Raw genomic sequence first — 13176 nt, 5'->3', positions numbered from 1 at the left:
CTACAGCGAGTCGTCGTGATGGACTATGCAATAGCCCTGGCTGGCGATGGCTGGCCCGTGCGAGCTGCGTTCGTGGCAGCAGCACTGGTTCTGGCCGTCCTTGTTTACGATGCCGTGATGCTGCTGGCGCGTCGCAGCCGGCACCTGCGTCCTGCCGTTGATATCGTTCGGCAGCCAGGCCGTGTCCTGGCCCTCGGGTTGGTGCTGCTGGCGAGCCTGGCGGTCATGGACCTGCCGGCCGCGGTCAGCGAGACGCTGCGACGGGGGCTGACGATCGGCATCATCGGCGCGGCCGGGTTTGCGATCGCGCGGTTCGTCGGCCTCTCCTTCGATCGCGCGATCCTGCCTTATGCGACGCGCAGCGATTCGGTGTCTCGCGCCCGGCGGACCCAGCTCGACTTCTTCCGGCGCGCAACCCTGACCGGCATCGCTGGATTGACGGTCGCGCTCTGCCTGACGACGATTCCGGCCGTGCGCGCCATGGGCCTCAGCCTGTTCGCATCGGCGGGAGTCGCCGGGATCGTCATCGGCCTGGCAGCGCAGCCGACGATCTCCAATTTCATTGCCGGCATCCAGATCGCGATGACGCAGCCGATCCGCATCGGCGACGTGGTCGTGGTCGAGAACGAGTGGGGCCGGATCGAAGAAATTTCCTCGACCTATGTCGTCGTTGCCATATGGGATGAGCGGCGGTTGATCCTGCCCTTGGCGTATTTCCTGCAAAAGCCGTTCCAGAACTGGACCCGCGAGTCCTCGCAGCTGTTGCAGCCGGTGTTCCTCTATGTCGACTATGCGTTGCCCGTCGCGGCCCTGCGGGCCCAACTCGACCGCATCCTGGACCGCTCGCCGTTATGGGACCGACGGGTGTCGAACCTGCAGGTGACCGACCTGGGCGAGAACGCCATGCAGCTGCGGGCGCTGGTGAGCGCCGCCGATGCCAGCAAGGCATGGGACCTGCGATGCCTCGTGCGCGAGGAACTGGTGACCTGGATCCGCGAGACGTACCCGCAGGCCCTGCCGAGGACGCGCATGGAAGCGGTACTCAAGCGGCCTGCCGCGCGTCAGGCCGCTTGATGTAGGATCGGCCGTCCGATCGCGGCTGGAAAGCGGAGGGATCCTGGCCAGGGTCCCTCTGCTGTTACGGATTACATCTTCTTCCAGTCGCCCGACTGCTCGAAGGCCAGCGCCGCCTTGTAGATGGTCGGCTCGTCGAAATGCTTGCCGATCAGCATGACGGAGACCGGCAGGCCGTCCGACACGCCGCAGGGAATGGCCATGGCCGGATGGTGCGTGATGTCGAACGGCGCTGTATTGGAGATCATGTTCAACGCCCGCTCGACATAGAGTTCGCGCGGCGCGTCCGCGGGCGGCAGTGGCGTCGCCTTGATCGGCGTGGTCGGCATCAGCAACAGGTCGTATTCGGCCAGCGCCTTGTCATAGGCGGCCGTGAGCTGACGGCAGATGTTCATCGCCTTGCCGTAGTAGCGGCTGCCGTAATACTTGCGCACATAGGTGCCGAACAGGGTCATCAGTTTGGTGGTTTCCGACAGCTCGTTAGCGCGGTTGCGCCAGTTGCGGTGGAAGTCCATCAGGCTGGTCACGTAGAGGTCCGGGCGGCTGACGCCATAGCCGTCGCCGTACATCATGGTCTGGGTCAGGCCTTCGACGCCGATCGGCATCCAGATCGCCGGCGCCAGCAGATGCCAGGGGATCGACACCTCCGACACCGTTGCGCCCAGCGCCTCGAACTTCTTGGCCGCTGCCTTGACCTTGTCGTTGACGTCCGTCTCGGCGTTGGCCTGCAGGAAGCCTTCCTTGACCACGCCGATCTTCATGTCCTTGACGCCACCCTCCAGCATCTTGGTGTAGGGATGTGTCTTCACGTTGTACTGGCGCGGATCGTACTCATCGGCGCCGGCAATCACCTCCAGCAGCAGGGCATTGTCGGCAACGTTGGCGGTCATCGGACCGGTGTGATCGACGTAGATCTCGATCGGCATGATGCCGGTGTAGGGCACCAGCCCATGCGTCGGCTTCATGCCGTAGGTGCCGCAGAACGACGATGGCATGCGGATCGAGCCGCCCTGGTCGCCGCCCAGCGCCATATCGACCTCGCCCAGCGCCACCAGCACGGCGCTGCCCGACGATGAGCCGCCGGCCGAATAGCCCATCTTGTGCGGATTGTGCACGGGCCCAGTGGCGTTGGTGTGGCTGCCGCCCGACAGGCAGTAGAATTCGCAATGCGCCTTGCCGGTGATCGTGCCGCCGGCGTCGAGGATGCGATGCACCACCGTGGCGTCGATGTCGGGTACGTAGCCTTCCAGGGTCGCCGCGCCATTCATCATCGGCACGCCGGCCAGCATGATGTTGTCCTTGAGCGCGATGGTCTTGCCCTTGAGCTTGCCGCGCGCGGCACCATTGACCGTTGTCTTCACGTACCAGGCGTTGTGCTTGTTCTCCTCCGGGCTGGGCCGCGAGCCGGGCGTGCGGGGATACTTCACCGGCGGCAGATTGTCGGGCATGGCGTCGACGACGTTGTAGGCGGCGACGTTGGGGCGCAGCAGTCCGATGTAGGACTCGACGTCGGCGTCGGTGAGGGACAGGCCCACCTCGCGGGCAGCTTCCCGGATCTGCTCGGGCGTGGGCACTTGAACGGCCATGGTTTCCTCCTCCAGCTTCTTGGGTGAACGTGCGGTCGGCGGCTGTGCCGCTTCAGGGTGACAGGTATTTCAATAGCTGCGGGTCGCTCTTCACGGCGTCGGCAGCGCCCTGCATGGCGATCTGGCCGCGATCCATGACGTAGGCGTAGTCCGCCACGTCGAGGGCGAGCTCGATATGCTGCTCGACCAGGATCACGGCCATCTCCTTGGTCAGGTCGCGCAACCGGTCGGCGATCTCGCTGATCACGCCGATCCAGACGCCTTCCGTCGGCTCGTCCAGCATCAGCAGCTTGGGGCGTCCCAGCAGGGCACGGCTGATGGCCAGCATCTTGCGCTCGCCGCCCGACAGCGTGCCGGCCGTCTGTCCCAGGCGCTGGGCCAGCTTGGGGAAGAAATCCAGGACATAGTCGATGTTCGACTTGTCGGACTGACCGACAGCGCCCAGCAGCAGGTTCTCACGCACCGACATCTTGCCGAAGACGGCGTGATCCTGCGGCACGTAACCCAGGCCGCGACGGGCGCGCCGTTCGGTCGGCTCGCCCTGTGTTTCGATGCCGTCGAAGCGGATGGTGCCGCTCATCGGTCGGATCTCGCCGGCGAGCGTCTTCAGCAGAGTTGATTTGCCGACGCCGTTGCGGCCCAGGATGGCAATGGCGCCGCGGCGGCCGGCAGCGAGCGACAGGTCAAACAGGACTCGGCTGCGCCCATAGCCCGAGCTGAGCTTGTCGACCTGGAGGATGGTGTCGGTGTCAGACACGGGAGGTGTAGACCTCCTGCACACGGGTCGAGCGCTCAATCTCGGCGACGGTGCCATCATCCAGCACCTTGCCCTGATCGAGCACGGTCAGGTGGTCGCAGATGTCCTTGATGAAGTCGAGGTCGTGCTCGACGATCACCAGGGCACAGTAGCTGCGGATGGGTTGCAGCAGTTCGCCGGTGACGCGCCGCTCCTCCGGGCTCATGCCGCCTGTCGGCTCGTCGAGCAGCAGCAGCTTGGGCCGTGGCGCCAGGGCCATGGCGATTTCAAGCCATTGCTGCTGGCCGTGGCTCAGCTCCCCGGCAAGATCGTCAGCCCGATCGGCCAGCCGGAAGCGTTCCAGGGCCGTCATCACGTCGCCGTTCAGTCGCTGGCGCGTGGCCGAGCGCAGCAGCGACCACAGGCTCTGGCCGGATTGCAGCGCCAGCAGCACGTTGTCGTAGACGGACAGTTCCGGCAGCACGGCCGTGATCTGGAATTTCAGGCTCAGGCCGGACCGCGCGCGTTCGTAGGGTGTCGCGGCGGTGATGTCGCTGCCGTCGAACGTGATGGTTCCCTTGTCGGGGAAATGGGCGCCGGCAATGGCTTTCAGCAAGGTGCTCTTACCCGAGCCGTTGGGTCCGATCAGGCCATGGAAGCTTCCGGCTTCGACGGTGACATCGATGCCGTCCAAGGCGCTCAGGGCGCCGAAGGACTTGCCGACATTGCGGACTTCAAGCAACGCCATCGCCGCTTACTTTCGGACCGCGCGCGTCCGCGCGCGCATCGGCGCGGAGCGGTGAGGCCGTTCGCTCTTCGCCTTGCTGCGAGCGAATGCGTGCGTGGACCCTTCGACAGGCTCAGGGCAGGCTGCCCGCGGTCCAAAAAGCATGGCCTACTCCCGCTCCTGCGGCCGCGCGCCATAGGAGCCGACACGTTCGCGATCTGACACGAAGAAGCCGAGGATGCCCTTGGGCTGGAACATCACGACTCCCAGAAGCACCAGCCCGAGAACCACCGGCCAGATGCTCTTGATCGCATCGATGTCGGCCAGCGCGTACGTGATGACCTCGACCGCGATCGTGCCGAGAATGGGCCCGATCAGGGTTCCGGTGCCGCCGAACAGGCAGTAGAGCACGGCCGTCGTCGACAGGCCGGGGCCCATGTTGCCGGGGCCGATGAAGCCCTGGTGGTAGCTGTAGAGAGCGCCGGACAGGCCGGCGACCGCGCCGGCCACCGAGAAGACCATCGCCTTGAAGAGCTGCACGCGATAGCCGAAGAAGGCCAGTCGTTCCTCGTTCTGTCGCATGCCGGCCAGCACCAGCCCCAACTGCGAGCGCATCAGGATGCGCGATGCGGTGTAGACGACGAGCAGCACGGCCAGCGCCAGGAAGTAGAACGCAGTGCCTTCGACAAACTCATAGCTGCCGGCCTGCAGCAGCTTGATCGACGACAGGCCGTTGCCGGCGCCGACATACTGCCAACCCGACACCAGCCGCTCGGCGGCGTAGGAGCCCGTCAGTGTCCCCAGCGCGACGAAGATGGTGGTCGGTGTCTTGCGACCCAGCAGCAGAAAGGCCCCCAGCAGTCCCGACAGCACGAAGCCGCTCAACAACGCCAACGGCAAGGTGCCCCAGATGTGGCTGAACCCGAGGTCGCGCCCCACCAGGGCAATGACGTAGCCCGCGACGCCGAAGAACAGCGCCTGGCCGAAACTCATGATTCCGGACAGGCCCCAGCACAAGTCGAAACTGATGGCCAGCATCGACAGGATGAGCACGTTCGTCGCCAGCGTCACGAGATCGACGCGGCTCGACAGGGCGAAGGGCGCCGCGATCGCGACGACGAGTGTCACGATCTCGATGATCGGCAACACCCGCAGCGTCTTGCCGCTGCGGCGTGTCTGCCAGCCAAGAATTGCCGTCATGAAAACCACCCTTCCCCTGGAGGGTGAAGGTGGATCAGGCTGTCGATTCGGCGCACCGCCTCAGCACTCCTTGGGGTCGACCATGTTGGCCTTGCTGATGACCTCGTAGCGCGTCTTTCCGGCCTCGACTTTGCACTGAGCGACGTACATGTTCATCTTGCAGTGCATCTTGCCGGGCACCATCTCGGCGCCGCCGCCGGGACCATCGGCGATCTTCGCCTTGTCCATCGCGGCCGAGACCGCCTCACGCGCCAGGTCCCCCTTGGTCTCCTTCACAGCCGCTTCATAGAACTTCACGCCGCGATACATGCCGGTGGACGCCGAGCCGGCTGTGAACAGGTACTTCGTGTCCGGAAATTTCTTGGCGTATCCTTCCTGCAGCTTGGCGCTGAAGGGGTCGTTCACCGACTGGAAGTAGTCGAGGCAGCTGTAAAGTCCCTCCATCTCATGTGCCGGATGGTAGTTCAGCAGGTTTTCGTCGTAGTAGACGCACGACAGCACGCCGCCGTTGCGCTGGAAGCCCGACTCGTAGAGCTGCTTCACGAACGGCTGCAGGCCGGGCGGAATGACCGTGTTGAACACGCAATCCACCTTGCCGTCGCGGATCTTGCCGATGGTGGCCGAGTACTCAGGCTGATCGAGCGGATAATATTCCTCGAACACGACCTCGCCGCCATTGGCCTGGATGACCTTGCGCGCATATTTGTTCAGCAGCTGCGGCCAGACATAGTTGGCCGATGGCAGGGCAAAGCGCTTCTTGCCCAGCTTGTTGATGATGTAGGGAATGAGCTCGTCGCACTGCTGCGCCGGCGTCGGCCCGGTGCAATAGAGATTCTTGGTGCACTCCTGGCCTTCGTAGAGCTGCGGATAGATGTAGAGCGTGCGGCCGCGATTCACGATCGGATCCTTGATCGCCTGTCGCATGGCCGAGGTGATGCCACCCAAGACCACGTCGACCTTGCGCTCCTGGATCAGCTTGCGGACGTTGCCGACCGCCACCTTGGGATCCGACGCGGTGTCTTCCAGGTAAAGCTCGATCGGCTTGCCGGCGATGCCGCCGGCCTGGTTGATCTGCTCGACGGCAAACTGCGCCACCTGCCAGTTGGCATTGCCCGATGGTGCGATGGCCCCGGTGATGTCGGTGGCAATGCCCATCTTGATCGGCCCGGCGGCGTTGGCCCAGTTCGGGCGCAGCAGCCAGCCGCCTGATGTGCCCGCGATCCAGCCGGCGGCGCTGAGCGCGCTGGCGCCGCCCAGTAATCGCCGACGGCTCAGTCCGCGAGATGGCATGCCGGGCGCGTTTTCTCCTTTGGGCGATGTCATTAGAGCCTCCCCTGTGTGATGAAACCTTGTGGCCGGAACTTGACGATCACCAACGCGATGACGAACACCAACGGATCGGCCAGCACCGGGATCACGATCCAGGGCAGACCCGCCGCCGTGGCACCGACGACCGTGGCCCCCAGCACCGGCCCTTCGAACGTGCCGACGCCGCCCAGCATCACGGACAAGAATGCCTGCACCAGGAAGCGCAGGCCGATGTCGGCCGACAACTGATAGAGCGGCACGATCAGGGCACCGGCGAGCCCTGCAAGTGCCGAGCCAAAGGCGAAGGTGAGCGTGTAGAGTCGCGGCGTGGCGATGCCGCAGCTGCGCGCCAGCGCCGGGTTTTCCAGCGAACCGCGGATCTGCAGGCCGATCGACGTGCGGGTCAGCAGCAGCCAGCTGGCGACGATCACGGCCAGGGTGACGGCCACGATCACCGTGCGCCAGATGGAAAAATCGAGATCTCCGAGGGTAAAGACGCCCGGCAGCGGCTCGGGTATCGACTTGTAGTGGCCACCCAGCAGACCGCGTACGGTCTCGCGAATCACCAAGCCGATGGCATAGGTGCCCAGCATGGCGATGATGGGTGCGGCATAGAAACGCCTGATGATTGATCGCTCCAGCGCCGCGCCGAAGACCGCCAACACGAACGGTGCCGCGACGATTCCGGCCCAGATCGGCAGGCCGCTCTCATGGAAAATGAAGACCGTGTAGGCACCCAGCAGCACGAACTCGCCGTGGGCGAAATTGAAGATGCCCATCATGCTGGCAACGACACCCAGGCCCAGCACGATCAGAACCATCACCGACGTGAAGGCCAGCAGGTCGAATGCGAGCTTGACGAAATCCATGATCAGCAACCGATCGAACTGTCAGCCCGCGGCTTCCCGGCTTTCAGCACGGCCAAGCGGGCTTCTTGGAAGTGAGCGAATATATTTGAATGAGAAATCTTTCCGTATTCAAGTATTAATTTGCAATGGTGCGATTCACCGATCCGAGACGAGCGTGGTGTAGCGCTGACGCCCTGTTCAGAACTGCGCGAGCAGGCGGAAATCGAGACCGTCGGCTTGCGCCAGGTAGATCGGCATCTCGGCGCGACGCCGCTGTATGCCGACCGTGCCGCGTGCCGCTTGATACGTGATGCCGTCGGCGGCGGCGATCAGGGACCGCGGCTCCAGCGTTCCCGCGCGGCGCGAGAGCGCATCCAGGAAGTAGAGGCCCTCGTAGTTCGATTGGGCCGTCGAGCCCGGCACCGGCGCGTAGCAGCCGAAGGCACGATGGTAGCGGTCACGAAATGCCTCGTTGGCCGCTGTCGGTGCGTTGACGAAGTATCCCGAGGCGGCAAACAGGTTTTCGGTATTGTCGGCACCGATTCCGAGCGAGACCGTCTCGTCCATGCAGTTGGCCAGCCGCAGCATCTGGCCGGCCAGCCCGTGCTCGGCAAAGGCACGATTGAACAGGATACCGTCCAGGCCGATGAGTGAAATGAAGACGACGTCGGGCTGCGCCGATCGAATGCGCTCGAGATAGGGTGTGTGATCATCGCGGCCCAGCGCCACGAAATCCTCGCCCACGACACAACCGCCGGCCTCGGCGATGTAGCGTTTGACCGCCCGGTGCGACTGCCACGGCCACACATAGTCGCTGCCGATCAGGTACCAGCGGCGGGCCCGTTTCTTCTCGGTCAGCCACATGATGGCCGGCCGCGCCTGGCGCGGCGGCGTTTCGCCGATGGCCAGCAGGCCCGGCGTTCGCTCGCCGCCTTCGTAGATCGGCGTATAGATGTAGGGAAGATGGCCGGTGAAGACGTCGCGCAGGATCAGGCGCACGGCGCTCATGTGCGAGCCGAGAATGATGTCGGCGGAGCCTGATCTGACGATGTCGGTCGCCGCGTCGGCGATCTCGTCCGGCGCGGCGCCGGCATCGTGGATGGCGATCTCGATTTCGCGGCCCAGCACGCCGCCACGGGCGTTGATTTCCTGTACCGCCAGCATGGCGCTGTTGATGGAGCAGGGACCCCAGATCCCAGCCGGGCCTGACAGGCTGATGAAGTGGGCGATGCGCAGCGTGTCGCGGTCGCGGCGGCGTGGTGGGCCATGCACGTCGTCATCGATCATGCGCAGTGCGGCAAAGGGCGGCCTATAAAGCTGCAGCGCCTCGCGCCGGCTGTCGGGCATCAGCATGTGCTGCCGGCCCCGCCGATCGCTTGAGCAAGAAGGTGCCGCATGACGACCTCCGCTTCACCCACGTCCGCACCGTGCGACAGGTGCCCCGGGTGCGGCATTCTGGGGGTGAAGAACGGCCAGACCCTAGGGAAAAAACATTGAATTTTCAATATTTGAAGGACATATAGTTGGCAATTGCACATATCTTGTGCGGCTGCCAGCGCAGGACTTTGTCGTGTCCGATCCGTCGTCCCCCAACACGCCCATTACAACTCATCTGGCCTATCTGCTCGCCCAGGCCAACCGCGAGATCAACCGGCAGCTCGATGAGCGGTTGCGCACCGAAGGCGTGCCGGTCGAGCAATGGCGCATTCTCAAGGTGCTGTCGGATGGCAACGGCCGGTCGATGGGGGATCTGGCCGACGCGGCGCTGCTCAACCATCCGACACTGACCAAGACGATCGACCGCATGGTATCGGACTCGCTCGTCTACCGCATTTCCGATCCCAACGATCGCCGCAAGGTGCTGATCTTCTGTTCCGATCGCGGCAAGGCGCTCAGCCGGCGGTTGAACTCACTGGCGGCCAGCCAGGAAGCCCACATCGTCGACAGCTACGGCGACAAGGCGACGACCCAGCTCAAGCGGTTGCTGGAAAACCTGATCGAAAGCGCCGGCTAGAACCCGGTCCACGGTGCTTTGTCAGGCCCGATCCCGGAGTTCCCGGACGCCCTTCTGCGTCGCGCAGTGGGCACAGCAAAAGATCTTGCCGTCCTTCTCCAGACCGTGACCGATGATCGGGCAGTCGCAGTGGGCGCAGCGCGGTGCCACGGCCTGGATTGCACATTCGAAGCTGTCGAACGTCCAGGTCTTGCCGTGCCGCATGACCTGGAAGGATTTATCATAGTCGTTGCCGCATTGGTCGCATCGGGCCATGGCAGTGCTCCGCGCTGGCACCTTGTTCGACCGGTCAACGACGTCGCCTCGTGCCGGGTTCCGCCGGTCGACCCGCCGGGATCCCACGCGATCCTGTCTTGCATGGCATGGCCTTGTGGCGGCGGGTCGCCTGTTGATACTGACCCCCGCCGGGGAAGAACCGGCCCATGGGGGGAACATGCTGGAGCGTCTACCCGACCTGGTGAATGGCAATGCCGTGCTCGTGCGCCGCGGTCGCCACCTCAGTACAACCTTCCTGGTCGAAGCCGGGCCGCGCGCCTGGCTGGTGCATGTGCATGAGGGGCGCATCACCAGCGTCGAGCCGGGGCCGTTTCGCATGGCGTCGTGGTCCTTCGCACTGCGCGGTACGGCGGAGGGGTGGGCCAAGTTCTGGCAGCCGGTACCGCCGCCCTATTATCAGGACCTCTTCGGGCTTCTGCGCCAGGGCGAGCTGCGGTTCGAGGGCGACCTGCTGCCGCTGTGGGCCAACATCGTCTACGTCAAGGGCGTCATGGGCGCGCTGCGTGGCAACAGAGGTGAGCCATGAGTGTCGCGTTCGAACCCGTTGTCGGCCGTTATCTGCCGTTTGCGTTCCAGGGGCGGACGTATCGGCTCTATGTCGAGGAGGCCGGGCAGGGCATCCCGCTGCTGTGCCTGCATACCGCGGGCTCCGACACGCGGCAGTATCGGGCCTTGATGAACGACCCGCAGATCACACAGCGCTTTCGCGTGATCGCCTTCGACCTGCCCTGGCATGGCAAATCATCGCCGCCCGCGGGCTGGCACCAGGAGGAATACAAGCTCACCCGCGACTTCTATATCGAGATCATCGTGGCGGTGGCCCAGGCGTTGGAACTGGACAAGCCCGTGGTGATGGGGTGTTCGATCGGCGGTCGCGTCGTGCTGGGATTGGCGGCGGATCATGCGCATGTGTTTCGCGCCATCATCGGTCTGCAATCCTCGGCAACCCCCAGCGCCTACTATGACATCGGCTGGCTCGATCGCCCGGGTGTCGATCACAGCGAGGCCGCGATGGGCGCGGTGTCGGGCCTGATGGCGCCGATGAGCCCCGACACCGAGCGCTGGGAGACGTTGTGGCATTACATGCAGAGCGGGCCGGGCGTGTTTTATGGCGATCTGCATTTCTACACCGTCGATGGCGACCTGCAGGACCGGCTGCGGCGCATCGACACGGCGCGTTGTCCCCTCTACCTGCTGACCGGCGAATACGATTATTCCTGCAAACCCGAATACACGCTGGAGGTCGGCAAGGCCGTGCCCGGCGCCAAGATCACGATCATGAAAGGGCTGGGCCACTTCCCCATGAGCGAGAACCCGGCGCTGTTCCGCAGTTTCATCCTGCCCGTCCTGGATGAGATCGCACGGCTGAGCTGATGACCAGACAGGATGTGTTTGTGCCGCGGATCGGCCGCGATGGCTGAACGCGCGCCGCGATCGGCACTGCTGTGGGCTTCCGGCGGCCTGCTGTTGACGGCCCTGATCTGGGGCACGATGACGCCGCTTCTGAAAGTGCTGACCGAGGTCATCGACGTCTGGCTGCTGGCGGCGCTGCGCTACGTGCTGGGACTGCCGTTCCTGGCACTGTGCCTGCTGGTCGCGGCGCGGCCAACGCAGGCGCCCGGGAAACTGAACCCAGGCCGACTCGCGATCCTGGGACTGGCGATGACGGCGTTCTCCATCCTCTACACGATCGGCGTGCGCTACTCGCATCCTGTCACCGCGGTCGTCGTGCTGAACTTCGGGCCGGTGATTTCGGCCGTTATGGCGCGCTTCATGTTGGGAACGCGCACGGCACCCGGTTTTCCCGTCGCACTGGGGCTGGCGCTGGTGGGCGGACTGATGGTGCTCTACGGCACGCCGGGTACGCGCGAGCGCGGGCTGGCGCTGGAGGGTGGCGAACCGCTGTTGGTGATCGGCCAGATCTGCTGGCAGTGGTATTCAATCCGCGCCCAGCAATGGTTGGGCGATCGCGGACAGATCGGCTTGAGCACCATCACGTCGGCGGTGGCGGCGTTCTGGATGGTGCTGGTGTATGTCGCCATGTGGGGCGGCGGCGTTGCCGGCGGCGTGCCCGACACGCTGACCTGGCGCGAAGTGGCGTACCTGATCTGGATCTGCGTCTTCGGCGTCGCGGTGGCGATCGTGCTGTGGAACGTGGGTGTCAGCCGGGTCGGCCTGCCCGTGGCGGCACTGCATATGAACGCCTCGCCGGTGTTTGCCGTGCTGACGGCGGCAGCCATCGGGTTGCCGCCAACTGCGTTGCAGATCGCTGGCGGCCTGTTGGTGCTGGGCGGCATCGTGTACATGCAGCTCCTGCAGGTTCGGCGCGCGAGGGCGGGATGACGACCGGCACCGCAGCGCCGGGTCTGGACCCCCGGCGCAGCGTCTGGGTCGGTCTGGCGGCGTTCGTGATCACATCGGTGCTTTGGGGCGCCAACATGCCGCTGACGGCGGTCCTGCTGCGCACACTGGATCCGTTCTGGCTCACACTTTGTCGCCTGGTGCTGGCGTCGATCGCTCTGGGCGTGATGGTGTGGGCCACCGAGGGCCGGGCTGCGCTGTGGGTGGAGATACCGTGGCCGCGTTTCCTGTTGCTCAGCCTGGCCGTCAGCGTGTTCTACATCGATTACAATCTGGCGCTGCGTTACACCAACACGATCACGGTCGCCGCTGTGTTGGCCGGGGCGCCGATCTACGCCGTGACGACCCTGTGGCTGATCACCCGGCTTCCGATTGAACGCGGTTTTGGCGTGGCCGCCCTGCTGACGATCATCGGCGGGGCGATTGCCATCTACGGCCGCACCGGCAGCGGTAACGGCCTGCGGCTGGAGGGCGGGGAGCCGCTGGTCGTGTTGAGCATCGTGCTGTGGACCGTGTACTCGATCCTCGCCCAACGCTGGTTCGCGCCGACGGTCAGCCAGCTGCGCCGTGCCTACGTCGCGTCATTGGGCTCGATCTTTTGGCTGTTCCTGTTTTGGCTCGTGTGCCGCATTGCCGGTATCGCGGGTCCGCCGAACGTGGCGCCCGGCGGTGAGGCCATTCTGTGGCTGCTGGTCACCGCCGTGTTCGCAACCGCGTTCGGCAGTTTCACCTGGAATATCGGCATCAGCCGCTTGGGCATTGCCATGGGCTCGCTTTGGCAGAACGCGGTCCCCGTGTTCGGCGTGCTGATCGCCATGCTGTTCGGCATCCAGCCGACGGTGGAGCAGGTCGTGGGTGGCATTATCGTGATGGCCGGCGTGCTCTACATGCAGTGGCGCCGCTTCCGGCCGTGAGGCCATCAGGGCGGAGGCGCCTAACCTCCTTATCTGCATCCTTAATTTGCCAAAATCCTTGTGATCTTACGGAAGGGATGCTTACGGTACGGGCACGCGGCTCCACCCGCTGACCGACACCAACGAGAACCC

The 13176-nt window shown here is 64.7% G+C and carries 14 protein-coding genes; 6 read left to right on the top strand and 8 right to left on the bottom strand.

Going from position 1 to position 13176, the window contains the following annotated elements; translation table 11 throughout:
- Positions 1-18 precede the first annotated feature (18 nt).
- Entirely contained in the window at positions 19-1074 is a 1056-nt protein-coding gene (locus FQU96_RS06460) for a mechanosensitive ion channel family protein (RefSeq protein ID WP_146540061.1), read from the top strand.
- Between the two features lie 71 nt (positions 1075-1145).
- Here the strand turns inward: FQU96_RS06460 and FQU96_RS06455 are convergent, their stop codons facing one another.
- From FQU96_RS06455 to FQU96_RS06425, 7 genes are all read right to left on the bottom strand, one after another.
- The gene (locus tag FQU96_RS06455; RefSeq protein ID WP_146540060.1) at positions 1146-2660 is read right to left on the bottom strand and encodes an amidase; all 1515 of its coding nucleotides are present in this window, start codon (positions 2658-2660) and stop codon (positions 1146-1148) included.
- A 52-nt stretch (positions 2661-2712) separates the two neighbouring features.
- Positions 2713-3417: an ABC transporter ATP-binding protein gene (locus FQU96_RS06450; RefSeq protein ID WP_255467883.1), complete on the bottom strand. Its 705-nt coding sequence runs from the start codon at positions 3415-3417 to the stop codon at positions 2713-2715.
- On the bottom strand, positions 3410-4144 hold the full coding sequence (locus FQU96_RS06445) for an ABC transporter ATP-binding protein (protein ID WP_146540059.1): 735 nt from the start codon (positions 4142-4144) through the stop codon (positions 3410-3412). Before FQU96_RS06445 ends, FQU96_RS06450 begins: the two co-directional genes overlap by 8 nt.
- A gap of 147 nt (positions 4145-4291) precedes the next feature.
- The gene (locus tag FQU96_RS06440) at positions 4292-5323 is read right to left on the bottom strand and encodes a branched-chain amino acid ABC transporter permease (RefSeq protein ID WP_146540058.1); all 1032 of its coding nucleotides are present in this window, start codon (positions 5321-5323) and stop codon (positions 4292-4294) included.
- 60 nt (positions 5324-5383) lie between these two features.
- A complete protein-coding gene (locus tag FQU96_RS06435) occupies positions 5384-6613 on the bottom strand; it encodes a substrate-binding protein (RefSeq protein ID WP_146540642.1) in 1230 nt (409 codons plus the stop codon).
- Between the two features lie 32 nt (positions 6614-6645).
- Complete coding sequence (locus FQU96_RS06430; protein ID WP_146540057.1) at positions 6646-7500, bottom strand: branched-chain amino acid ABC transporter permease; 855 nt, start codon at positions 7498-7500, stop codon at positions 6646-6648.
- A gap of 177 nt (positions 7501-7677) precedes the next feature.
- Positions 7678-8766 carry a substrate-binding domain-containing protein gene (locus FQU96_RS06425; RefSeq protein WP_255467920.1) on the bottom strand — a complete coding sequence of 363 codons (1089 nt, stop codon included), beginning with the start codon at positions 8764-8766 and terminating at the stop codon, positions 7678-7680.
- Positions 8767-9049: 283 nt separating this feature from the next.
- On the opposite strand from FQU96_RS06425, the gene FQU96_RS06420 reads away from it, so the two are divergent.
- Entirely contained in the window at positions 9050-9493 is a 444-nt protein-coding gene (locus FQU96_RS06420; RefSeq protein WP_146540055.1) for a MarR family winged helix-turn-helix transcriptional regulator, read from the top strand.
- A 21-nt stretch (positions 9494-9514) separates the two neighbouring features.
- Here the strand turns inward: FQU96_RS06420 and FQU96_RS06415 are convergent, their stop codons facing one another.
- On the bottom strand, positions 9515-9748 hold the full coding sequence (locus FQU96_RS06415; RefSeq protein ID WP_146540054.1) for a hypothetical protein: 234 nt from the start codon (positions 9746-9748) through the stop codon (positions 9515-9517).
- A 178-nt stretch (positions 9749-9926) separates the two neighbouring features.
- Here FQU96_RS06415 and FQU96_RS06410 point away from each other — a divergent pair, with 178 nt between their 5' ends.
- From FQU96_RS06410 to FQU96_RS06395, 4 genes are read left to right on the top strand one after another with little or no spacing between them, the layout of a single operon-like run.
- Positions 9927-10295 (top strand): hypothetical protein, encoded by a 369-nt coding sequence (locus FQU96_RS06410; protein ID WP_146540053.1) that lies wholly within the window; start codon positions 9927-9929, stop codon positions 10293-10295.
- A complete protein-coding gene (locus FQU96_RS06405; protein WP_146540052.1) occupies positions 10292-11143 on the top strand; it encodes an alpha/beta fold hydrolase in 852 nt (283 codons plus the stop codon). Before FQU96_RS06410 ends, FQU96_RS06405 begins: the two co-directional genes overlap by 4 nt.
- Positions 11144-11182: 39 nt before the next feature.
- A complete protein-coding gene (locus FQU96_RS06400; RefSeq protein ID WP_178130343.1) occupies positions 11183-12112 on the top strand; it encodes a DMT family transporter in 930 nt (309 codons plus the stop codon).
- Entirely contained in the window at positions 12109-13044 is a 936-nt protein-coding gene (locus tag FQU96_RS06395; protein ID WP_146540050.1) for a DMT family transporter, read from the top strand. The genes FQU96_RS06400 and FQU96_RS06395 overlap by 4 nt, the downstream gene beginning before the upstream one ends.
- Positions 13045-13176 lie beyond the last annotated feature (132 nt).

This window comes from Reyranella sp. CPCC 100927 (assembly GCF_007859315.1).
GTDB lineage: Bacteria > Pseudomonadota > Alphaproteobacteria > Reyranellales > Reyranellaceae > Vineibacter.
This window is presented reverse-complemented; position numbering and strand designations above follow the sequence as displayed.